At 64.6% G+C, this 20,906-nt stretch carries 25 protein-coding genes; 23 read left to right on the top strand and 2 right to left on the bottom strand.

Features of this window, described 5'->3' with window-relative positions:
- The first annotated feature begins 36 nt into the window (after positions 1–36).
- From fliS to AC1RDJ_RS13910, 10 genes are all read left to right on the top strand, one after another.
- The gene (gene fliS / locus AC1RDJ_RS13955; RefSeq protein WP_071324102.1) at positions 37–426 is read left to right on the top strand and encodes a flagellar export chaperone FliS; all 390 of its coding nucleotides are present in this window, start codon (positions 37–39) and stop codon (positions 424–426) included.
- A 31-nt stretch (positions 427–457) separates the two neighbouring features.
- The gene (locus tag AC1RDJ_RS13950; protein WP_232250907.1) at positions 458–736 is read left to right on the top strand and encodes a hypothetical protein; all 279 of its coding nucleotides are present in this window, start codon (positions 458–460) and stop codon (positions 734–736) included.
- 2 nt (positions 737–738) lie between these two features.
- Positions 739–1,905 carry a flagellar hook-length control protein FliK gene (locus AC1RDJ_RS13945; protein ID WP_493027751.1) on the top strand — a complete coding sequence of 389 codons (1,167 nt, stop codon included), beginning with the start codon at positions 739–741 and terminating at the stop codon, positions 1,903–1,905.
- A gap of 11 nt (positions 1,906–1,916) precedes the next feature.
- Positions 1,917–2,381: a flagellar basal body-associated FliL family protein gene (locus AC1RDJ_RS13940; RefSeq protein ID WP_335589221.1), complete on the top strand. Its 465-nt coding sequence runs from the start codon at positions 1,917–1,919 to the stop codon at positions 2,379–2,381.
- Between the two features lie 33 nt (positions 2,382–2,414).
- The gene (locus tag AC1RDJ_RS13935) at positions 2,415–3,158 is read left to right on the top strand and encodes a FliA/WhiG family RNA polymerase sigma factor (protein WP_071324105.1); all 744 of its coding nucleotides are present in this window, start codon (positions 2,415–2,417) and stop codon (positions 3,156–3,158) included.
- A gap of 80 nt (positions 3,159–3,238) precedes the next feature.
- Positions 3,239–4,153 (top strand): flagellar motor stator protein MotA, encoded by a 915-nt coding sequence (motA, locus tag AC1RDJ_RS13930; RefSeq protein ID WP_034757817.1) that lies wholly within the window; start codon positions 3,239–3,241, stop codon positions 4,151–4,153.
- Positions 4,137–5,141, top strand: coding sequence for a flagellar motor protein MotB (locus AC1RDJ_RS13925; protein WP_232250908.1), 1,005 nt, complete (start codon positions 4,137–4,139; stop codon positions 5,139–5,141). Before motA ends, AC1RDJ_RS13925 begins: the two co-directional genes overlap by 17 nt.
- 16 nt (positions 5,142–5,157) lie before the next feature.
- On the top strand, positions 5,158–5,448 hold the full coding sequence (flgM, locus tag AC1RDJ_RS13920) for a flagellar biosynthesis anti-sigma factor FlgM (RefSeq protein ID WP_493027750.1): 291 nt from the start codon (positions 5,158–5,160) through the stop codon (positions 5,446–5,448).
- Positions 5,445–5,885 carry a flagellar export chaperone FlgN gene (gene flgN / locus AC1RDJ_RS13915; RefSeq protein ID WP_493027749.1) on the top strand — a complete coding sequence of 147 codons (441 nt, stop codon included), beginning with the start codon at positions 5,445–5,447 and terminating at the stop codon, positions 5,883–5,885. Before flgM ends, flgN begins: the two co-directional genes overlap by 4 nt.
- Positions 5,872–6,624 (top strand): glycoside hydrolase family 73 protein, encoded by a 753-nt coding sequence (locus AC1RDJ_RS13910; protein WP_493027748.1) that lies wholly within the window; start codon positions 5,872–5,874, stop codon positions 6,622–6,624. Before flgN ends, AC1RDJ_RS13910 begins: the two co-directional genes overlap by 14 nt.
- A gap of 7 nt (positions 6,625–6,631) precedes the next feature.
- Here AC1RDJ_RS13910 and flgA read toward each other — a convergent pair whose 3' ends face one another.
- Positions 6,632–7,252 carry a flagellar basal body P-ring formation chaperone FlgA gene (gene flgA, locus AC1RDJ_RS13905; protein WP_232250909.1) on the bottom strand — a complete coding sequence of 207 codons (621 nt, stop codon included), beginning with the start codon at positions 7,250–7,252 and terminating at the stop codon, positions 6,632–6,634.
- Between the two features lie 281 nt (positions 7,253–7,533).
- On the opposite strand from flgA, the gene flgB reads away from it, so the two are divergent.
- The 13 genes from flgB (at position 7,534) to AC1RDJ_RS13840 (ending at position 18,658) form a co-directional block, all read left to right on the top strand.
- Positions 7,534–7,896, top strand: coding sequence for a flagellar basal body rod protein FlgB (flgB, locus tag AC1RDJ_RS13900; protein ID WP_071326523.1), 363 nt, complete (start codon positions 7,534–7,536; stop codon positions 7,894–7,896).
- Between the two features lie 8 nt (positions 7,897–7,904).
- Positions 7,905–8,321 (top strand): flagellar basal body rod protein FlgC, encoded by a 417-nt coding sequence (gene flgC, locus AC1RDJ_RS13895; protein ID WP_289887204.1) that lies wholly within the window; start codon positions 7,905–7,907, stop codon positions 8,319–8,321.
- 3 nt (positions 8,322–8,324) lie between these two features.
- Positions 8,325–8,978, top strand: coding sequence for a flagellar hook capping FlgD N-terminal domain-containing protein (locus AC1RDJ_RS13890; RefSeq protein WP_071324111.1), 654 nt, complete (start codon positions 8,325–8,327; stop codon positions 8,976–8,978).
- 54 nt (positions 8,979–9,032) lie between these two features.
- Positions 9,033–10,211: a flagellar hook protein FlgE gene (locus AC1RDJ_RS13885; RefSeq protein WP_071324112.1), complete on the top strand. Its 1,179-nt coding sequence runs from the start codon at positions 9,033–9,035 to the stop codon at positions 10,209–10,211.
- A 26-nt stretch (positions 10,212–10,237) separates the two neighbouring features.
- On the top strand, positions 10,238–10,966 hold the full coding sequence (locus AC1RDJ_RS13880) for a flagellar basal body rod protein FlgF (RefSeq protein WP_071324113.1): 729 nt from the start codon (positions 10,238–10,240) through the stop codon (positions 10,964–10,966).
- Between the two features lie 33 nt (positions 10,967–10,999).
- Positions 11,000–11,788, top strand: a complete 789-nt coding sequence (gene flgG / locus AC1RDJ_RS13875) for a flagellar basal-body rod protein FlgG (RefSeq protein WP_198043695.1) — start codon at positions 11,000–11,002, stop codon at positions 11,786–11,788.
- 11 nt (positions 11,789–11,799) lie between these two features.
- Positions 11,800–12,462 carry a flagellar basal body L-ring protein FlgH gene (flgH, locus tag AC1RDJ_RS13870; RefSeq protein ID WP_442905823.1) on the top strand — a complete coding sequence of 221 codons (663 nt, stop codon included), beginning with the start codon at positions 11,800–11,802 and terminating at the stop codon, positions 12,460–12,462.
- Between the two features lie 9 nt (positions 12,463–12,471).
- A complete protein-coding gene (locus AC1RDJ_RS13865; protein WP_071324116.1) occupies positions 12,472–13,584 on the top strand; it encodes a flagellar basal body P-ring protein FlgI in 1,113 nt (370 codons plus the stop codon).
- Positions 13,584–13,976, top strand: coding sequence for a rod-binding protein (locus tag AC1RDJ_RS13860; RefSeq protein WP_442905940.1), 393 nt, complete (start codon positions 13,584–13,586; stop codon positions 13,974–13,976). The genes AC1RDJ_RS13865 and AC1RDJ_RS13860 overlap by 1 nt, the downstream gene beginning before the upstream one ends.
- Positions 13,977–14,057: 81 nt before the next feature.
- Positions 14,058–15,419, top strand: coding sequence for a flagellar hook-associated protein FlgK (gene flgK, locus AC1RDJ_RS13855; protein ID WP_071324117.1), 1,362 nt, complete (start codon positions 14,058–14,060; stop codon positions 15,417–15,419).
- Between the two features lie 10 nt (positions 15,420–15,429).
- Entirely contained in the window at positions 15,430–16,341 is a 912-nt protein-coding gene (flgL, locus tag AC1RDJ_RS13850) for a flagellar hook-associated protein FlgL (RefSeq protein WP_493027746.1), read from the top strand.
- A gap of 5 nt (positions 16,342–16,346) precedes the next feature.
- Complete coding sequence (locus AC1RDJ_RS13845; protein WP_493027745.1) at positions 16,347–17,402, top strand: hypothetical protein; 1,056 nt, start codon at positions 16,347–16,349, stop codon at positions 17,400–17,402.
- A gap of 155 nt (positions 17,403–17,557) precedes the next feature.
- Positions 17,558–18,658, top strand: a complete 1,101-nt coding sequence (locus AC1RDJ_RS13840; RefSeq protein ID WP_493027743.1) for a glycosyltransferase family 9 protein — start codon at positions 17,558–17,560, stop codon at positions 18,656–18,658.
- Here the strand turns inward: AC1RDJ_RS13840 and AC1RDJ_RS13835 are convergent.
- On the bottom strand, positions 18,643–20,808 hold the full coding sequence (locus AC1RDJ_RS13835) for a putative bifunctional diguanylate cyclase/phosphodiesterase (RefSeq protein ID WP_493027742.1): 2,166 nt from the start codon (positions 20,806–20,808) through the stop codon (positions 18,643–18,645). The genes AC1RDJ_RS13840 and AC1RDJ_RS13835 overlap by 16 nt on opposite strands.
- Between the last annotated feature and the right edge of the window lie 98 nt (positions 20,809–20,906).

Raw genomic sequence — 20,906 nt, 5'->3', positions numbered from 1 at the left:
CGCGCCGCCGCAAGTTTAGACAGTGAGAAATAAGACATGTTAAACAATGAAGCTTACGGCAACTACCATGCAGTCAACCTCGATGCGCAGACGTCGCGCGCCTCGCCAGTCGAACTGGTGCTGGTGCTGACGGATGGCCTGCTGGAAGAACTGGCGCGCGCGCGCGGGCATATCGTGGGCAAGCGCTACGAACAGAAGGCGATCAGCCTGGATAAATGCACGCAGATCATCAACGGTCTGTCGAGCTCGCTCGATTTCGACAATGGCGGCGAAGTGGTGGTCAACCTGGCGCGCCTGTACGACTATTGCGTGGCGCGCCTGTACACGGCCGGCATCAAGCTCGACCCTGCCCTGATCGATGAAGTGACTACCTTGATGACCACCATCAAGCGTGGCTGGGTGGGCGTCCAGGCCAACAATGCCTAGGCGCGGCGTCCTGCAACAGCTGAACCGGCAATTGAGCGCCGCCATTGCCCAGAAGGACTGGGATGCGATGGGAAAACTCTCTGCCAGCCTGGCGAAAAACATTCCCCTGCTGGCAGAACGTGGCGCATGGAATGCGCTGGAACAAACAGAATTGTTGCAATTGCGCAAAATTCACGCGCAAGCGGTTAAAATTTGCTCTGAGGAAAAAGAACGCCTGGGTTTGCACCTGGGCGCATTACAGGCAAATAAGGAAGGTTGGGTCGCCTACGCCGCGCTCGGCGAATTCGACTCTGAAGGGTATCAAGCATGATCATGAGCTTCAACACAGCACCGGCGCAGCCTGCGCCGACGACCAACGCAGCACCGGCGCTGCCGGCACTCTTGCCCGGCTTGCCAGGCGGCGCCGCGCCCGCGGGCACGACGGCCAGCGCGCCATCGGCCCTGCCCCTGTTCGCGCAAGTGCTCGATGTGACGGGCGTGACGACGCAGGACACCGCTGCCGTCCCCGCCAACGATGGCGACACCGACACCGACACGGCCAGCAAACCCGACGGCGGCAGCCTGCCAGCGATGGCGCTGCCCGTCATCGGCTTGCCGCTTGCCCCCTTGCCCGTTGCCCTGCCGCAACAGGCGGACGCGGCGGCGGCAGAAGCGCGCGGCGCCGCGGCGCAGACGCAGGTGCAGGCCAGCGCGGCGCAAGCCAATCCGGCACTGAACATCAGCCTGCATCCGGCCGCCGTCACCCTCAGCAGCCAGGCTGTGCCGCAACCGGCGGGCCGCGACACGCGCGAACCGCTGGCCGCCGCCAACCCATTGCCGGCAGCCAAGGGCGGCGCGGACAGCGCCACGGCCCTGCCGTTTGAATCGCTGCTGAAACAAGCCGCCCCCGTCGCTGCCGCTGTCGCCGCCCCCGCGCGCGATGGCGAGCGGGCCGCCAGCCCTGCCGCATCGGCCGCGCCCAACCTGGGCCTGACGGGCGCCGTGGCGAACGCCACGCCGGCCGCCGCCGGCGGCGACACGATCAAGCTCAACGGTTCAGCCCAGCAATGGCAGGAACCGCTGCGCGAGGCGCTGGGCGAACGCCTGCAGACGCAGATCGGCCGCAACAGCGAGCACGCGACGATCCGCCTCGATCCCCCCATGCTGGGCCGCATTGAAATTTCCATCCGCCACACGGCCGGCGCGCTGCAAGTGAATGTCACGGCGTCGAACACGGAAGTGCTGCGCCAGTTGCAGGGCATCGGCGAAAACATGCGCAGCGACCTGGCGCAGCGCCAATATACCGACGTGGCCGTGAATATCAGCGCCACGCCGCGCAGCCCGGCCGCGCAGGCGTTTGCCGAAGGCGATGCGCGCGGCCAGCGTCAGCCGGGACGCCAGCAGGACGAGGCGGAACCGGGCCGCGCCCTGTCCGACGGCACGCCAGCAGGCACATCCTCCAGCAACACTTACGCCATGCATGAGCGAGAGTACAACTGATGAATATGAAAATGAAACTGATAGCCGGCTTTGTCGCGGTGGCCGTGCTGGCCGCCGGCGCGGCCGGTGGCGCCATCTGGTACCTGGCCAAGCCCGTGTCCGCGCCTGGCGCGGTTGCTGAAGCAAAAGCCCCGCCGCCGCCCGCCACGGGCAAGAAGGCGCGCAAGTTCATCACGCTCGACAAGGTCATCGTGATGCTGCGCCGCGGTCCGGGCGACAGCGACACGCACTACCTGTCGGCCGACCTGGTGATCGCCACCACCGAGGAAAAGGAAAAGCTGACCAAGGACCACTTGCCGCTGATGCGCTCGATCGCCGTCAGCACGCTGTCGAGCTTTCCCATGGACAAGGCGCAAACCATGACGGTGGAGCAGTATGCCGAGCAGATCAACAAGGCTTTCAATGTCAGCTATGAACGCGAACAGATGGAAAAGCCGTTTACCGAAGTCATGGTCGGCAAGCTGATCATTGAATAAGCCGACACGCCAGCCGACCTAGTGGGAGATCCCTTGGCCTATGTAGAGCAATACCAGGAAGCGTATGGCGCCGGCGAATATGCGGCCGCCAGCGCTTGCGCGGCCGTGCTCAGTGTTGCTGAAGAGCAACAACATCTGGTGGCGTATGCCCCCCTGGTGAAACGCATCGTGCGTCAGCTCAATTCGCAGGTATCGGGCGCCATCGACCGCGACGACATGGAACAGATTGGCCTGATGGGCTTGCTGGAAGCGCTGCGCCGCTACGGCGTGCCCGACCAGTCCTTCGGCAGCTATGCCAGCCTGCGCATCCGCGGCGCCATCCTCGATGAATTGCGGCGCCAGGATTGGCGCCCGCGCGCCGTGCGCCAGGAAAGCCACCGCCTGCGCGACAGCGTACGCGCCCTGACCCGGCGCCTGGGCCGCGAACCGCTGGATGCGGAAATCATGGCGGCCCTGAAGCTGACGCCGGAAGCGTTTCAAGAATACCAGCTGGCGGAAAACGCCGAGCTGATCGCCAGTTTCGACGAAGTGCTGCAGGAAAGCCTGGGCCAGGCCGACAGCGCACCGAGTCCGGAAGAGCAATTGATGGTGCGGCGCAGCCTGGAGCAGGCCCTGCGCGCGCTCGACGAGCGCGAACAGCGCGTGGTGCAGATGTATTACGAATTCGAATTGAGCTATAAGGAAATTGCCGCCGTGCTGGACCTGAGCGACGCCCGCGTCTGCCAGCTGAACAAGACGGCACTGGGCAAGATGAAAGCCATGCTGCAAGACGATTAACAGTGAAGCGCCAGTTCGGCAATAGTTTCAGTAAAACCCATCAAATTGATGCAGCACAATGACGCAGAAAGGCAGTTGACATGGTAATTATCGGTATCTTAATCGTGATGGGGTGTGTATTCGGAGGCTTCGCCCTGATGGGCGGCACCGTCCACGCGATCTGGCAACCGGTCGAGTTGATCATCATCATCGGCGCCGCCGTCGGCGCCCTGGTGCTGGGCAACCCCAAGCATGTACTCGGTGAAATGCTGCACCAGATGCGCAAGATCGTCACGCACAAGAAGCAAGGCTCGGAATTCCAGCGCCAGTTGCTGCTGCTCATGTATGAACTGCTGCAAACGGCGGCCGGCGGCCTGAAGGCGCTCGACGCCCACGTCGAGGCGCCGCGCGAAAGCGCCCTGTTCCAGCGCTATCCGCTGGTGCTGGAAGAGCCGAAACTGCTCGCTTTCATCGTCGACAACTTCCGCTTGATGGCGATGGGCAAGATCAACGCGCATGAACTCGAAGGCGTGCTGGAGCAGGAACTGGAAGCCATCCACGACGAATTACTGCAACCGTCGAAGTCGCTGCACAAGATCGCCGAAGCCATGCCAGGCTTCGGTATCCTGGCCGCCGTGCTCGGCATCGTGATGGCCATGAATTCCGTGGCCGACGGCGCCGATGCGGCGGAAATCTCGGAAAAAGTGGGCGCCGCCATGGTCGGTACCTTCATCGGCATCTTCTTTTGCTACGGCGTGCTCGATCCGATGTGCAATATGATGAAACAGCTGGTGGGCGAGGAAGGCTCGACCATGGAATGCGTGAAGGTCGTGCTGGTCACACACGTGGCGGGCAAACCGCCGCTGCTGGCCATCGATGCGGGCCGCCGCCTGGTGCAGCTGAACATCAAGCCAAGCTTCGCCCAGCTGGAAAGCTGGATCAATGCGCTGGAAGATGGCGGCGCGGAACAAGAGCAAGGCCAAGGCCGGGGAGGCCGCCGTGCTAAAGCCGCATGAGAAACATGAACAGGCCATCATTAAGCGGGCCGGTCGCAAGCATGACGACGACGGCCACGGCGGTGCCTGGAAGGTAGCGTTCGCGGACTTTTGCCTGGCCCTGCTGTCGCTGTTCCTCGTGCTGTGGCTGATGGCCGCGCGCGAACAGCAGGCGATGAAGGAAATCATGATGGATGCCAGCGCCGGCAGCCGCCAGGGCGAAGGCCAGGGCGTGATGCCGGAACAGAAAGGCGGCCCCCGCGGCAGCCTGATCGAGCGCTTCCCCATGCCCCGCAAGGGCACGGGCGACACGCGCACGGAAGGCAAGCAGATGCATGATGGCAAGGCCGGTTCGGCGCCGAAGAATGAAACCAAGGTCAGCTACCAGTCGCCGGAGGACTTGATGGCCCTGTCGCGCGCGCTTGACAAGCTCAGCGATGAAGCGGGCCTGAAGAGCAATCTGCAATCGGTGATCACGCCCTACGGCTTGCGCGTCATGCTGCACGATACGGACAAGCAAGGCATGTTCGTGCGCGGCAGCGCCGTGCCGACCGACCGCTTCCGCAAGCTGTTGCGCCAGATGGGCCCCGTGTTTGCGCAGATGGAGAACCAGATGCTGATCGTCGGCCATACCGATTCGATGCAGTACGCCAATACCGGCTATGAAGGCTATTCGAACTGGACCCTGTCGGCCAACCGCGCCATGTCGGCGCGCGCGCAATTGCTGATTGGCAGCATGAGCCCGGACAGCGTGCTGCAAGTGGTGGGCATGGCCGACCGCGCGCCGCTGGACGTGAAAAACGCCAGCGCCGGCATCAACCGCCGCATCGAACTGTTAATATTGACGCGTGGCCAGGCTGACAGCATCGCCGCCATGTTCGGCATGGCCGGGCAAAAGGCGCAAGGCGAAGAGCTGCAAGTGGGTGAGCCGGACTCGGGCACGCTGCAACGCCTGCGCGAGAAACTGGGCTTGCCCGCCAAGAAAGAACGGGACGAGCATGCAAATTAAGGGCAAGGGACAACGTATGAAAATCTCCTCCGGCAATACCGGTGCCACCGTGCGCAGCGGCGCCGTGGCCCCTGCCGAGGCAATCGCCGAGAACGCCGGCGCCGGCGCCGTGTCGCCCGGCTCCTCGGCCGGCACGGAAATGCAATCGGCCGTGCTGCAGCCTGCCATGGCCGCCCTGCGCGCCATGCCCGAGATCGACCACGAGCGCGTGGCCATGCTGCGCGATGCGCTGGCCAAGGGCGAATTGCCATTCGACCCGTCGAAACTGGCGGGCCTGATCCAGCGCTTCCATGGCGGCGAATCGTGACCGCGCCGCGCAAGGGCATCACGCGCCAGGAAGCCGTGCGCCGCGTCCTGCAGGGCATGGCCGATGACCAGCTCGGCTACGCCGCGCTGCGCACCTTGCTGGACGAACAATTCCAGGCCGCTTTGCAGCACCAGAGCGCCCAGCTGACGGCCCTGGCCGAACCCGTGATCGCCGCCGTCGAACAGCTCGATGCGCGCCGGCGCCAGCGCGTCAGCCTCGTCACTGCCCTGCTGGGTCCGCAAGGCGATATGGCGCAATTGTTTGCGTTATTGCAAGACGAAGCGCGCAGCAAGGCCCAGGACGACTGGGCGGCGCTGGAACAGATGGTGCTTGAATGCAAGCGCCTGAATGCCCGCAACAGCGAATTTTTAACAGAACAGTACAGCATCATGCAGCGCGTGCTGCATGGCGAGGAAGATACCTATGCGCCAGGCTGATTTTTCAGGCATCCGCGCCACGGCGGCGACGCCATCGACGGCGGCAACGAATGCCGTGCAGAGCAATATGCGCGCGACCAGCGGCACCGCGTCCACCGGCAGCTTTGCCAGCGTGTTCCAGCAGGTGCAGGGCGAAGTGGCCCGTTTCATCGAACAGGGCGGTGGCAACGCCACCACCCTGAACCCGCAGGGCCGCGCCTACCTGGAACAGGGCCAGCCCGTCAATGTGCTGGGCAGCATCAACCAGGGCGGCGAGATCGGCGAAGTACAGCAGCAATTCCTCGCTTCGATCAAGCCATGGACGGAAGAAACGGGCGCGCGCCTGGGCGTGGCGCCGGAAATCGTCGCCGCCCACGCGGCGCTGGAATCGGGCTGGGGCCAGCGTCCGCTGCGCCAGGGCACGGGCGCCGACACGAATAATTTGTTCGGCATCAAGGCCAGCGGCAAATGGCAGGGCGACGTGGCCAGCAATGTCACGACCGAATACGAAGCGGGCAGCGGCACGGCCCTGAAGAAGACCGAGCGCTTCCGCAGCTATCCGGACCAGGCCAGCGCCTTCCGCGACTATGCGCAGGTGCTGCTCGACAATCCACGCTACCGCGCCGCCCTGAACACGGGCGCCGACGCGGGCGCCTTCGCGCAAGGCCTGGCGCGCGGCGGCTATGCCACCGATCCCAACTACGCCGCCAAGCTGACCCAGCTGGCGACGCGCCTGCAGCGCACGGCCGCCGCAGACTGATCGTCCCTTAACGGCCGGGAATCTCGGCCGGCTCCACCACGCCCGCATCGACCACCCTGGCACGTATCACCGTGCCGCTGGTGGCGTTGCGCACGCGTATCACCTCTCCCAGCGCACCGGGATCCATGGCTTCGCCGGCCATGCTCACTTCCACCTGCTCCTTGCGCGCGACGATGCTGACCGCGCTGCCGCGCTTGATCAGCATGGGCGACGCCAGCTGTCCCTGGCGCAGCACTTCGCCGGCGCGCAAGCTGCGCCGGCTCGACAGGCCGACGGCGCCGGGCAAGGAGGAAATACTGTCCGGCACCATCGTCACGTCGCGCCGCGCCAGCACCACGTCGCCGGCCTGCAGCGGCGTATTCGCCGTCACGGGCGCGCTGGTGACGGCCACCTGGGCCGTGACGCTGCCGCGCACGAGCATTTCATAACGCCAACCGTTGCTTCCAGGACACACTGCCACGAAGCGCATGCGCTGTGCGGAGCGGCTGTCGGCCGCCTCCAGCGCGACGGGCGCCGCGCACGCCGGCACGGGGCGCGTGCTTTTCACGACGGCCACCTGGAATTGCGGTTCCAGCAACCCGGCCGTGGCCGCCTGGTGCGCCAATTGCTCACGCGCCAACTGTTCCACACGTGAAAATATATTGTCGGCTGGCAATTCTGCGCGTCCTGCACTACTATATAGGCTGGTCAGTAAAAATAGGCCCGGAAGCAGTATGTGAGGACGTGGCGCCTTGTTTCGGATCATCGTAATGCTGTTGAAATGAATCATTGCTAACCTTAATCAAAGATACTGAAGCGGCATGACCTTACCATGCGTCAACATGACCTGGCTGGGATTTTACCTCCGCACCACCTGTTTTCTGGCCCGAACTGCAAAAAGCACGATCGAATTCAACACAAAGGATGACCATGGGGATTAATTTCAAGGAAGCGCTGGGCGTGCATGCCGACGCACTCGGACTGCGTGCCGACCGCACGCGCGTGCTGGCAGCCAACATCGCCAATGAGAACACGCCTGGCTTCCAGGCCATGGACATGGATTTCGGCAGCGCCCTGCAGCAACTGCAGGACAATGAAGCTGGCCTGCTGTCGACCGATGACGATGCCAGCGCCCTGTACCGCGTACCTTTCCACCCCAGCCGCGACGGCAACACCGTCGAAATCGGCGTCGAACAGGCGGCATTCTCGCAGAATGCCACCGACTTCCAGACCAGCCTGACTTTCGTCAACATGAAACTGAGGGGTCTGTCCAAGGCCATCTCCGGACAATAAGGACCCGCATGAGCTTCCAGGATATTTCCAAGATCGCCGGTTCGGCGATGGCGGCGCAGACCGTGCGCCTGAACACCATCGCCAGCAACCTGGCCAACGCCGATTCCGTCGCCGGTTCCGAAGGCGAAACCTACCGCGCGCGCAAGCCCGTGTTTTCCGCCGTGATGGATGGCCCCGGCGCCAGCGGCGCCGGCGGCCGCGTGCAGGTGCTCGACGTGGTGCAGAGCGATGAACCGCTGCGCAAGGTCTACGAGCCGGGCCACCCGATGGCCAATGCCGACGGCATGGTGTACTACCCCAACGTCAATCAGGTGGCCGAGATGACCGACATGATGTCGGCCTCGCGCGCGTTTGAAACGAATGTCGAAGTTCTGGGCCGCATCAAGTCGATGCAGCAGTCGCTCCTCAAATTAGGTGAAGCATAAGCCATGGAAACGAATCTCTTTACAAACAACAGCAGCGGCAGCAACAGCGGCAGCAACGCCGTCAAGTCGCAAAGCAATGCCACGCAAGACATGTTCACCAAGCTGCTGGTGGCCCAGATCAAGAACCAGGATCCGCTGGCGCCGACCGACCCTAGCCAGTTCGTCAATCAGTTGACGCAGCAGGCGCAGACGGAAGCGATGCAGAACCTGTCGGCGCTGACCAGCGCCAATGCCAGCGTGCTGCAATCGATGCAGGTGCTGGCCCTGGGCGCGCAAGTCGGTTCCGAAGTGATGGTCAACAGCGACACCGTGCAGCTCGACAAGAGCAAGGTCAGCGGCAGCATCGCGCTGGCCGCCGGCACCACCAAGACCACGGTGACCCTGAAAGGCGTCGACGACAAGGAATACAAGATCGAACTGGGCGCCAAGTCGCCCGGTACCGTGCCCTTCACCATCGACCCCGTCGCGTTGGGCTTGCCTGCCGGCACCTATAAAATGACGGTCACCACCAATGGCACTGAAAAGCCGTCGGTCGACATCGCAGGCAAGCTCAACAGCGTGCGCCTGTCGTCCTCCGGCAGCATGATCTTGAGCGTGTCGAACCTGGGCGAAGTCAACCCTGGCGCGATCACCGGCTTCAACGGTAAGACGGCCTGATCCGCCCTCACCTTTCCTGAACACTAATCTCGTCCTTCACTAAAGGAAGTCAACATGAGTTTCGACATCGCCCTGTCCGGTATCCAGTCCATCAACCAACAGTTGAACAGCACCAGTAACAATATCGCCAATGCCGGCACCTACGGTTTCAAGAGCAGCCGCGCCAACTTTTCGGCCATGTACGCCGGTTCGCGCGCGACGGGCACGGAAATCGGCTCGGTCACGCAAAGCATGTCACTCAATGGCGGCGTGCTGAACACGGGCCGCGCGCTCGACGCGGCCATCGACGGCCGCGGCTACTTCGTCACGCGCGATGCGCAAAACACCATGAACTACAGCCGCGTCGGCATCTTCTCGGCCAGCAGCGACGGCAAGCTGATCGATTCGAACGGCCGCCTGGTGCAAGGCTATGCGTCGGTAAAAGGCAGCACCACCCTGGGCACCATGGGCGACATGGTCATTCCGACGGGCCAGATTCCCGCCGTGGCATCGACCAAGCTGGCGTATGCCGCCAACATGTCGTCCGAATGGACCATCAAGGCCGTACCCTTCAACAAGACCAACGAACTGAGCTACAACAGCGGCAAGTCCTCGATTGTCTACGATTCGCTGGGCGCCAAGCACTCGCTGGGCCAGTACTTCGTCAAGACGGCGACGGGCGTGGACGTGCATTACACCTTCGACAACGTCGACGTGACGCCGGTGACGAGCATGACGTTCGACACCTCCGGCAAGCTGGTGACGGGCACGACCGCCTCGCCAGTCCTGCCGACGCCGCCTGGCGCGGCAGCCATGACGGTCGCCATCGACTACACGGGCACCACCCAGTTCGCCGGCGAAGCAACGACCTCGACCGACCGCGCCGACGGTTATGCCTCGGGCACCTACACGGGCGTGGAACTGGCTGACGACGGCTCCGTCGTGGCGAAATACACGAATGGCCAAAAGCAAAGCATCGGCGTGATCGCCCTGGCCACCTTCCCTGACGAAGGCGCACTGACCGCCGTCAACGATACCAGCTGGGTCGCTTCGACCACGTCCGGCACCGCCATGTACGACCGTCCCGGCGTCGGCATGGCCGGCAAACTGGTGACGAGCTCGCTGGAACAGTCGAACGTCGACATCACCTCCGAACTGGTGGGCCTGATGACGTCGCAGCGTAACTACCAGGCGAACTCGAAGGTCATCTCGACCGAGAACGCCATGCTGCAATCGCTGATGCAAGCGCTGTAATCGCCACCACGCAAGGGTAAAGCATAATGGATGCGCTGATTTATACCGCCATGAGCGGGGCCGACCGGGCCCTGCGGGCACAGCAGGTACACGCCAACAACCTGGCCAACATCGAGACGGGCGGCTTCCGCGCCAACCTCGAGGTGTCGACCGCCCAGCCGCTGCAAAACGGCTATGGCTACGACGACCGCCACATGACGCAGACGCAGTCGAGCGCCATCGCCACGCGTACCGGCACCATCAAGGAAACGGGGCGCGAGCTCGACGTGGCCGTCACGGGCAACGGTTACCTCGCGGTGCAATGGCAAAACGGCGAAGCCTACACGCGCGCCGGCGCCATGGACCTCGATGAAACGGGCGCGCTGACCATCAACGGCCGGCCCGTGCTGGGCGAAGGCGGTCCCATCACGATTCCCGAGCACACCAGCCTGTCGATCGGCGGCGATGGCACGATTTCCATCCAGGTACCGGGCACGGCGCAGATGCAGACCGTCGACAAGCTCAAGCTGGTCAACGCGGAAACGGGCGAGCTGACCAAGAACGAGGCGGGCCTGATCGTGGCGCGCAGCGGCGAAGACTTGCAAGCCGACCCGACGGTGCGCCTGCGCGACCGCCACCTGGAAGGCAGCAACGTCTCGGCCGTCGAGGAAATGGTCGCCACCATGAGCCTGAACCGCAGTTTCGAGTTGCAGATGAAAGTATTCAAGGCCAGCGACTCCATGACTGAGTCCGGCAACCGCCTGCTGGGCGCCTAAGCCCAACGCCCATCAAATTATCAGGAGTAAATCATGAATCCAGCAATGTGGATCAGCAAGACCGGCGTGCAGGCACAAGATGCAAAACTGCAAGCCATCGCGAATAACCTGGCCAACGTCAATACGGTCGGCTTCAAGCGCGACCGCGTCGTCTTCGAAGACCTGTTCTACCAGGTCGAGCAGCAGCCGGGCACGCAGCGCGCCGACAACACCCTGTCGCCATCGGGCGTGCAGCTGGGTAACGGCACGCACATGGTCGGCACGCAAAAGGTGTTCACCACCGGCAGCCTGCAAACGACGAGCCGCGAATTCGACGTCGCCATCACCGGCAACGGCTTTTTGCAAGTGCTGCGCCCGAACGGCGAAGCGGCTTACACGCGCGCCGGCCAGCTGAGCCTGAATGAAAATGGCGTGATGGTCAACGCCCAGGGCTTGCCGCTGGTGCCGCAGATCACCGTGCCGAACAATGCCACGGCCATCACCATCGGCGAAAACGGCATGGTCACGGCCACGGTGCCGGGCAATGTGGCCGGCACGGAACTGGGCCAGCTGAACCTCTCCAGCTTCGTCAACCCGACCGGCTTGCTGGCACTGGGCGAAAACCTGTTCCAGGAAACGGCATCGAGCGGCACGCCGACGGAAGGCCGTCCCGGCGAAGGCGCACTGGGCAAGCTCAAGCAATACGCGCTGGAAGGCTCGAACGTGCAGGTGGTCGAAGAGATGGTCGACATGATCGCTGCCCAGCGCACCTATGAAATGAACACCAAGGTGCTGTCGGCCGCCGACAATATGCTGCAATACCTGGCGCAAGCGGCACGCTGATGAAGGCCGCAATGAAAGCTTCGGCGGCCCTGCTGCTGGTGCTGGCGGCCGGTTGCGCCAGCCGTCCGGCCGCGCCGCTGGCGCCCAGCTTTTCCGATACGCCGCTGCCGGTGGCGCCGCGCAGCACGGCGCGCGGCGGCGTCGCCGGCGGCGTCTTCAATCCCGATGCGGGCCTGGCCCTGACCTCGGACAGCCGCGCCTTCCGCGTCGGCGACGTCGTCACCGTGGCCCTGCAGGAAACCACGCAGGCGAGCAAGAAGGCCGGCACCTCGTTCAACAAGGGTTCGTCCGTCGGCGTCGCCGCCGCCGGCCTGCTGGGCAAGACTTTCCCGAAGACGGGCATCGACCTGTCCGCCGACCGCAACTTCGCCGGCGACTCGACCAGCACGCAGCAAAATGCGCTGTCCGGCGCCATCACCGTGATCGTGCAGGAAGTGCTGCCGAACGGCTTGCTGCGCGTGCAGGGCGAAAAAACCCTGACCCTGAACCAGGGCGAGGAATTCGTGCGCCTGCGCGGCTACCTGCGCTCGGCCGACATCGATTCGAACAACCAGGTGTCATCGTTGCGCATCGCCAATGCGCAGATCGCCTATTCCGGCCAGGGCACCCTGGCCGAAGCCAACAAGCCAGGCTGGCTGACGCGTTTCTTCGTCGGCCCATGGATGCCGTTTTAAGGTGACATCATGAAATTTCGCTCCGCCCTGCCCCTGGCAGCCATGCTCGCAGTGCTGTCCGGCCTGTCCCTGCCCGCCAGCGCCGCGCAAGTGCTGCGCAACCTGGTCAGCATCGAGGGCGTGCGCGACAACCCGCTGGTCGGCTACGGCCTCGTCGTCGGCCTAAACGGCAGCGGCGACACGACGCAGGTGAAGTTTTCCAGCCAGTCCGTGGTCAACATGCTCAAGCAGTTCGGCGTCAAGATGCCGGACGGCGCCGAATCGAAAAGCAAGAACGTCGCCACCGTCATGGTCAGCGCCGTATTTCCGCCCGGCTACCGCCGTGGCCAGGCCATCGACGTCACCGTGTCCTCGCTGGGCGACGCGAAAAGCCTGCGCGGCGGTACTTTATTGCTGACGCAGCTGCGCGCGGCCGACAATGAAACGTATGCGCTGGCGCAAGGCAACGTCGTCGTCGGCGGCCTCAACGCCACCGGCAAGAGCGGCTCGTCCGTCACCGTCAACACGCCCACCTCGGGCCGCATTCCGAACGGCGCCAACATCGAGCGTGAAATCCTCAGCGATTTCTCCACCAAGCCGACCGTCACCCTGAACCTGCGCCACCCGCACTTCGAGACGGCCATCAACATCGTCGAAGCCGTGAACCGCCGTTTCGGCGCCGTCGCCACCACCAGCGATGCCACCAGCGTGGAAGTGCTGGCGCCGGAAAACCCGACCCAGCGCGTGGCCTTCATGGCCAAGCTCGAAGCCTTGAGCATCGACGTCGGCGCCGATACGCCGAAAGTGGTCTTCAATTCGCGCACCGGCACCGTCGTCATCGCCGAAGGCTTGCGCGTGAAGGCGGCCGCCGTCACGCACGGCTCGCTGAAGGTCATCATTTCAGAAAGTTCGGCCGTCAGCCAGCCGGCGCCGTTCGGCCGCGGCCAGACCACCGTCACGCCGCAATCGAAGGTGTCCGTCGACCAGGGCAACGGCAATATGTTCAAATGGCCGGCCGGCGCCAAGCTGCAGGCGATCATCGACGTCGTCAACAGCCTGGGCGCCTCGCCCGACGACATCATGGCAATCTTACAAGCCCTCGACCAGGCAGGCGCCATCGAAGGCGAACTGGTAGTAATTTGATGATCAATATCAACGACAGCAGCAGCGCCCTGCCCTCGGCGCTCGACGACCGCTCCCCCGCGGCGGCCACGCCGGCCGATCCGCGCTACGCGGCCAAGGCCACCGAGGCGGCCGTCAAGTTCGAAGCCTTCTTCATCTCGCACATGCTGCGCCAGATGCGCTCGGGCACGCGCGAGATGGCGGGCGAAGACAGCGTCTTCAAGGACCCCATCAACAGCGACATGCTGGAAATGGCCGACAACCTGGTGGCCGACAAGATGGCCGGCCAGCGCGCCTTCGGCATCGCCGACGCCATCCTGCGCCAGCTGCTGCCGGCGGCCAGCGCCCCCGTTTCAGCCAAAGGCGCTGTCAAAACCGACAATATTGCAGCGGCGCTTAATAAATCCGTCTGAAGCGTCGCCTGTTGTAGGTAACAACGAATCCAGGCCTGTCCACCCGCACGCGCCACACTCTTCACGAAAGAACCTTGCCCAATGAGCATCATCAGCAATGCATTGTCAGGCAGTATCGCCGCCCAGGCCGCACTCAATGCGGCCAGCCAGAACATCGCCAACCTGCAAACGGCAGGCTATACCCGCCAGGGCGTGCTGCTGTCCTCGCTTGGCGCCGGCGTCGGCGTACGCTCGGCCGGCAATGGCGTGGAAGTGTCGGCCCTCCTGCGCTTTGCCGATGCCTACAAGAGCCAGCAAATGTGGCGCGCCGCGTCCGACCAGGGCGCCCGTTCGCAGACCCAGCCTTACCTGACGCAGCTCGAACGCGTGATGGGCGACGATGCATCGAGCATCAGCAACGGCCTCGACGGCTTTTTCGCCGCCCTCAACGCGGCCGCCGTCGACCCCACGTCGACGCCGCTGCGCCAGCAGATCATCACGGCGGCCGACGCCATGTCGCAGCGCTTCAACAGCATCAGCACCGTCATGGGCAACCAGTTGCTGTCGGTGCACCAGCAACGTGCCGCCATCGTGCCGCAGGCCAATACGGCGCTGCAGAATATCGCCGCGCTGAACCAGCGCATCAGCACCTCGACGGCCTCGGGCACGAACGTGTCGTCGCTGATGGATGCGCGCGACCAGCTGATCGACGGCCTGGCCGCGCAAATGGGCATCGAAGTGCTGGACCAGCCCGACGGTTCGCGCAATGTCTCGTTGAAATCGGGCCAGCCGCTGGTCATCGGCGGCATCGCCGGCTCCCTGAGCAGCACCATGACGGCGACGGGCGACCAGACCCTGAGCCTGGACTTCGCCAAGTCGACGTACACCCTCGACACCGTCGCCATCGGCGGCCAGATGGGCGGCCTCGGCGAATTCGAACAGAACACCCTGAAGCCGCTGCAGCAGTCGCTGCGCGACATGGCCAGCAGCGTGGCCAGCAAGGTCAACGCGCAGCTGGCCCTGGGCCAGACCATGACCGGCACGACCGGCGGTCCCCTGCTGGTGTACGCGAATGACAAGCTGAGCATCACCGCCGGCTTCAACGCCAAGGACCTGGCCCTGTCGCTGACGGGCGCTGCCGGCGACAGCGGCAACTTGCAGAAATTGATCGACATCAAGAATCAATCGATCAATGTCAACTGGGTGGGTTCGGTCCTGATCAGCGACGCCGACACGCAGCTGGTCGGCAAGCTGGGGATCTACAGCCAGCAGAACCAGGCCTTGCTGAAGACGGCCAATACGGTGCGCGCGCAAGCCATCGACGACTGGAAGTCCACCAGCGGCGTGAACAAGGACGAGGAAGCGATGAACCTGGTCGAATTCCAGAATATGTATCAAGCAAACATGAAGGTCATTTCCGTGGCGAATACCTTGTTTGACGCCACTTTGGCAATGATGGGTTAAGGAGAAGATCATGCGTGTCGCCAGTAGCCAGTACCAATCGCTGATCAATATTTCGCTTCAGCAAAATCAGGAACGCATCAATTACCTGACCCAGCAGATGTCGTCGGGCCTGCGCATCCAGCTGCCGTCGGACGACCCGATCGGCAACGTGCGCATTTCGCGCCTGACGCGCGAGCAAGCCATGGTCTCGCAATACCAGGACAATATCGCCACGGTAAAAGTGCGCCTGCTGAAAAATGAAAATTACCTGTCGAGCATGGTCACCGACATGGGGCAGGCGCGCGACCTGCTGGTCTGGGCCGCCGACGGCGGCAATGCGCCGGACGACCTGAATGCGATGACGCAATCGCTGACGGCCATGCGCGACAGCGTGCTGTACACGGCCAACCTGAAGGACCAGGAAGGCCGCTACATGTTTTCCGGCACCGCCACCGACCAGCCCGCCATCAAGTACGACCCGACGGCCGCCGTGGGCGCGCGCTACACATATATTGGCAACACCGACACGCAAACCGTGGTGGTGGGCAATGGCGTGACGCAGGCGGCCAACGTCGACGTGAAAAACCTGGAAGTGTGGCTGAACAAGATCGACCAGGCCATCACCACCCTCAGCGTCCAGGGCGTCAACGCCAACGATCCGGCCGTGCGCACGGTGGTGGGCGCCGCGCTCGACGGCACGGATGACGGCATGGATTTGCTGGCCGGCAAGATCGCCATCTTCGGCGGCGCGCAAAACATCCTGACCACGCTTTCCGGCAACCTGGACAACGTATCGCTGTCGAACAATACCGCCCTGCTGGACTTGAAAAAGACCGACATGGGCGCGGCCGCCATCGAACTGACCGGCTACCAGACGGCCCTGCAAGCGACCTACAAAGCCTACGCCAAGGTGGGCACCATTTCCCTGTTTGACCTTCTCTGACCATCATGCACATCGCTCAGACCTCTTCCTCCTCCGGCGTCAGCGCCAAGGGCGCCGGCACAGCCCGCGTCGTCGATGACGCGTCCGCCGCCATCAACGGCAGCGCCAGCTCCAGCGCGCGCCCTGAAGCGCCGGCGCCGGCGACGAGGAGTTCGACGGCGAGCCTGAAGCGTGGCCTGAGCAACTGGGATCACCAGCTGCAGGGAGAAATTTCCAACGCCCAGCAGACGCTCGACTACCTGGCGCGCAGCAGCAGCCAGCTGCAGGCGCTGAAAAGCGAGCTGGCCGCCAAGCTGGCCGCGCGCCAGGGCCGCGAGGGGCAGGTCGAGGCGCGCGTGCGCCAGTTCAGCAATACCTGGCGCCAGCGCGCCAGCGCCTCGGGCGGCACGCTCGATGCACAGCTCAGCTACACCAGCCCGCAGCCGGCGCAGCAAAACTTCAGCATCCGCGGCCTGACCATGGCCAGCCTGCAGGAAGGGCCGCAGGAAGTGCTGGCCTTCTCCGTGGGCGGCGCGAACCAGGCCTTGCGTTCCGTGAATATCGAACCTGGTCTCAGCGGCGAGCAGATCATCGCCCGCTTCGACCAGGCGCTGATGCCGTCGGGCATCCGCGTCAAGCAGGGCGAGAATGGCGAACTGGTGTTCAGCACGCCGGAAGCGGCATGGGCCAACGTGCGCGACAGCCTGTCCGTGCGCGGCAGCGGCATCCGCTACCCGACCGGCCAGATGAGCCGCGTGCGCACGGATGCGGAACCGGCCGCCATCGCGCCGGAAGAATGGAATACCGGCGACGTCGAAGCCCTGCGCGCCACCTTGCAGCAAGTGGTGCAGGCGCTGGCGCACCTGCAGCAGGCACGCAGCTCCGTCAGCCTGGCGCTGGCGCAAGCCACCGGGCGGGTGGCGCGGGCGCAGCCGGCGCAGGTCAGCGTCAGCATGGACACGCTGGCGGAAAATTTCACGGAAAAAGCCAGCAAGCCCGGCTATGAATCGCTGCTGGCGATCAGCTCGGCCCTGGTCGGCATCAGCCGCGAGCGCGTGGTCGCCCTGCTGGGACTGGGCTAGGCGCCGCCTGCGCGCCGCGCCGTCACACGGCGCGGCGCACATTAAAATCGGCCCTCCCCTATCTGCCGGCGGTGAAAATCCGTAAGATGCTGCTGGTGCGCCGACGCCATGCGATGGCCGCCAGCACATCCCCGTCATCCACACCCGGAGTTCCCTTGATTAAGACCGTCGCCCGGCTGATCAGTCATGCCCTGCTGGGCAAACGCGGCAAGCAGCCGCTCGATATCGCGCGCGTGCGCAAGGTATTGATTTTACGCAATGACAAGATCGGCGACATGATCGTCACCACGCCGCTGCTGCGCACCTTGAAGCAGCATTATCCCCACTGGCAGATCGACGTGGCCGCCAGTAGCGCCAACCGCGCGCTGCTGGTCGGCTGTCCGCATGTCGACGACGTTGTGATCTGGGACAAGCAATCGCTGCTGCGCGATCTGCGCACCACCATCGCCGAGCTGCGACGGCGCCGCTACGACGTCATCTTCAACCCCTACAACCGTTTTTCGATTCCCTTGCTGTTGCGCATCAAATGGCTGGGCGCCCGCTATTTGACGGGCTTTGCCATCCCCAAGTACGGCACCTCGACGGCCAGCCTGGGCATGTTCGACCATACGGTGCCGTGCGACCGCAACGCGCACATCCTGCGCAGCTACTTCGCCGCGTTTGCCGCCTTTGGCTTGCGCGACATCGATGAGCGCTACGAACTGTATGGCGTCGATGCGCATGCGGCGCCGGTCGATGCGGCCTGCGACGCCCTGCTGCGCGACTACGCGGGCCTGTTTTGCCTGAATTTCCAAGGAAGCAATACGCAACGCACGGTCAGCGTGGCCGACGCCCAGCGCTGCTGCGCCGCGCTGGCGGCGCGCTATCCGCGCCATGCCTTGCTGGTGATCGCCGCGCCGGGCGGCGAAGCGCGCGCCGGGGAAATCGTGCACGGCGCCGCCCGGCCGAATGTGCTGCTGGCGCCCGCGACCGGTCATATCCTGGCGCTGGCGGCCCTGATCCGCCGCTGCGAACTGGTGGTGTCGCCCGACACGTCGGTGATCCACCTGGCCTCGGCCTACGACAGGAAAATCGTCGGCTACTATATCCGCACCGACAATTACCGCTGGTTCTACCCGGCCAGCAGCCGCTACCGCGTCCTGCTGGCGCCCGGCCTGACCCTGGACAGCGTCAGCGCCGCCGACACCGTGGCGGCCGTCGAGCAGCTGATGGAAGGCGATGGCGAGGCAGGCCAGCCCCGTCAGGCAGCCGGCTGAGCAGCCAGCATGGCGCCCAGCTGCGGCGCCGGCAAGGCATCGGAAAAGAAATAGCCCTGCGCATAATCGCAGCCGGCCGCGCGCAGCAGGTCGCGCTGCACGGCCGTCTCCACGCCCTCGGCCACCACTTTCAGGCCCAGCCGCTGCGCCAGCGCGATGATCGCTTCGCACAGGGCCAGTTCGGCATCGCCCTGCCCCAGTTCGCGCACCAGCGAACGGTCGATCTTGAGAAAATCGATATCGAACTTCTTCAGGCAGCCCAGCGAGGCCTGGCCGCTGCCGAAATCGTCGAGCGCCAGCGCCAGGCCCATGGCGCGGAACTGGCGTAGCCGCTCGCTCACCTGGCGCGCCTCGTCGAGCAGCACGCCTTCCGCCATGTCGATCACGATGGCGCCCGGCGCCAGTCCTTCGCGCGCCAGGTGCGCCGTCCAGTCCTGGTACAGCGCCGCATCGCAGCGAAATTCCACGGCGGACTTGTTGATGCTGATCTGGAATGCGGCGCCGGACGCGGCCTGCCACTGCCGGGCCTGGCGCACGGCCTGGCGGAAGACCCAGTCGCCGATATCGATGATCAAGCCATTGGCTTCCGCAAACGCCATGAATTCGGCGGGTGCGAGCAGGCCGCGCTGCGGGTGGCGCCAGCGCAGCAACGCCTCGGCCCGCGCGATGCCGCCGCCCTGCAGGCTGACGATGGGCTGGTAATGCAGCTCGAACTGTTCCAGCGCCAGCGCCAGGCGCATGTCACGCGCCGTGTTGCGGCGCAGTTCGGCCGCCTGCTGCAAGGCCGGCGTGAAATAGCTGTAGCAGTTGCGCCCCGCATTCTTGGCCGCATACATGGCCTGGTCGGCATGGCGCAGCAGGGTTTCCGTTTCCTCGGCGTCGGCCGGATACAGCGCCACGCCCACGCTGGCCGACACTTGCGCGCTGTCGCCATCGAGCATGAAAGGCGCGGCCAGCGCCGCGATCAGCCCCTGCAGCACGCGTTCGATGCCGCCCAGCTGGCCCACGCCGGCCAGGAGGACGGTGAATTCATCGCCGCCCAGGCGCGCCACCGTATCCGTCGAGCGCACGCGCTCGCTGATGCGCCGCGCCGCCAGGCGCAGCAGCTGGTCGCCCTTTTCGTGCCCGAAGCGGTCATTGACTTGCTTGAAATGGTCGAGGTCGATGAACAGCAAGGCCAGGCAAGCACCTTCGCGCTTGGCGCGGCGCGCCTCGTTATGCAGGCGGTCGAGGAACATGTGGCGGTTCGGCAAGCCCGTCACCTGGTCGAAGTTGGCTTGCTGCCAGATGCGCTCGGACGCCTCGCGGTGGGCCGTGATATCGCTGACCAGCGCCAGCGCGCCCAGGTAGCCGCCGCCGGAATCGAAGATGGGATTGGTGGCCAGGGTGGCCCACAGCGCGCTGCCGTCGCGGCGCAGGAACTTGAATTCATGGCGCTCGGCGATGCCGTCCTGGCGCCGCGCGATGTTGCGCTCGAGAATGGCACGCCCCTCGTCGTCCATGAAGGCCACCAGCGGCTGGCCCAGCATGTCCTCGATCTGGCAGCCCAGCATGTGCGCCATCTTCGGATTGACAAAGCTCGTCAGCGCCTGCGCATCGATTTCCCAGATGCCCTCCTCGGCGCTGTGGACGATGCGCCGGAAGCGCTCCTCGCTGCGTTCGAGCGCGGCCAGCTTGCCTTCGGCCTGCTCCAGCACCAGGCGCAGCGTCTGCCCGCCAGGATCGGCGCTGCCCAGCAGGCTGACGGGCAAGCCCGGTTCCGGCGCATCCGGGCGCAGCCGCACTTGCAGCTGGATGCGCTCCGGTTCATCGCTGTTGAGCACGCGCTGCACGAACTGCGCGTAATCGTGGCGGAACGCCTCGTGCACGTAGGAACGGAACAGCACATGGCCGGGGCAGCCGCGCGCCAGGCCGAACAGTTCGGCGGCGACCAGGTTCAGCTGCAGGATCACGCCATCGAGGCCCAGCACGAAATAGGCGACGGGCGCCAGCAGGTACAAATCGTTGAAATACGCCTGTTCGCGCTCGACCCGCACGCGCGCGGGGCTGAAGACGCCGTCGTCGAGCAGGGGGGCGTCAGGCCGCGGCGCGCCGTCGTCGGGACGCGCGGAGGAATCCAGTCCAGGTACCGCATGCGGTGGTTTGTCCATGGCTATCCTTTGCAGCGCCGCCCAGACAATCAGGCGGACACTGCCCCGAGACTAGCACTTAGCCGGCCCAGTGTCGAGCCATGCGCGCCATGGATAAC

The sequence above is a fragment of the Janthinobacterium sp. GW822-FHT07H10 genome, assembly GCF_058798675.1.
This window is presented reverse-complemented; position numbering and strand designations above follow the sequence as displayed.

Bases quoted from the DNA above. Each gene is read 5' to 3' on its own strand.
- flgB (WP_071326523.1), top strand. From the start codon at position 7,534: ATGGGGATTAATTTCAAGGAAGCGCTGGGCGTGCATGCCGACGCACTC.
- AC1RDJ_RS13885 (WP_071324112.1), top strand. From the start codon at position 9,033: ATGAGTTTCGACATCGCCCTGTCCGGTATCCAGTCCATCAACCAACAG.
- motA (WP_034757817.1), top strand. From the start codon at position 3,239: ATGGTAATTATCGGTATCTTAATCGTGATGGGGTGTGTATTCGGAGGC.
- flgL (WP_493027746.1), top strand. From the start codon at position 15,430: ATGCGTGTCGCCAGTAGCCAGTACCAATCGCTGATCAATATTTCGCTT.
- flgM (WP_493027750.1), top strand. From the start codon at position 5,158: ATGAAAATCTCCTCCGGCAATACCGGTGCCACCGTGCGCAGCGGCGCC.
- AC1RDJ_RS13865 (WP_071324116.1), top strand. From the start codon at position 12,472: ATGAAATTTCGCTCCGCCCTGCCCCTGGCAGCCATGCTCGCAGTGCTG.
- fliS (WP_071324102.1), top strand. From the start codon at position 37: ATGTTAAACAATGAAGCTTACGGCAACTACCATGCAGTCAACCTCGAT.
- AC1RDJ_RS13835 (WP_493027742.1), bottom strand. From the start codon at position 20,808: ATGGACAAACCACCGCATGCGGTACCTGGACTGGATTCCTCCGCGCGT.
- flgK (WP_071324117.1), top strand. From the start codon at position 14,058: ATGAGCATCATCAGCAATGCATTGTCAGGCAGTATCGCCGCCCAGGCC.
- flgG (WP_198043695.1), top strand. From the start codon at position 11,000: ATGAATCCAGCAATGTGGATCAGCAAGACCGGCGTGCAGGCACAAGAT.
- AC1RDJ_RS13860 (WP_442905940.1), top strand. From the start codon at position 13,584: ATGATCAATATCAACGACAGCAGCAGCGCCCTGCCCTCGGCGCTCGAC.
- AC1RDJ_RS13845 (WP_493027745.1), top strand. From the start codon at position 16,347: ATGCACATCGCTCAGACCTCTTCCTCCTCCGGCGTCAGCGCCAAGGGC.
- AC1RDJ_RS13880 (WP_071324113.1), top strand. From the start codon at position 10,238: ATGGATGCGCTGATTTATACCGCCATGAGCGGGGCCGACCGGGCCCTG.
- AC1RDJ_RS13890 (WP_071324111.1), top strand. From the start codon at position 8,325: ATGGAAACGAATCTCTTTACAAACAACAGCAGCGGCAGCAACAGCGGC.
- AC1RDJ_RS13945 (WP_493027751.1), top strand. From the start codon at position 739: ATGAGCTTCAACACAGCACCGGCGCAGCCTGCGCCGACGACCAACGCA.
- AC1RDJ_RS13910 (WP_493027748.1), top strand. From the start codon at position 5,872: ATGCGCCAGGCTGATTTTTCAGGCATCCGCGCCACGGCGGCGACGCCA.
- AC1RDJ_RS13940 (WP_335589221.1), top strand. From the start codon at position 1,917: ATGAAACTGATAGCCGGCTTTGTCGCGGTGGCCGTGCTGGCCGCCGGC.
- flgC (WP_289887204.1), top strand. From the start codon at position 7,905: ATGAGCTTCCAGGATATTTCCAAGATCGCCGGTTCGGCGATGGCGGCG.
- flgH (WP_442905823.1), top strand. From the start codon at position 11,800: ATGAAAGCTTCGGCGGCCCTGCTGCTGGTGCTGGCGGCCGGTTGCGCC.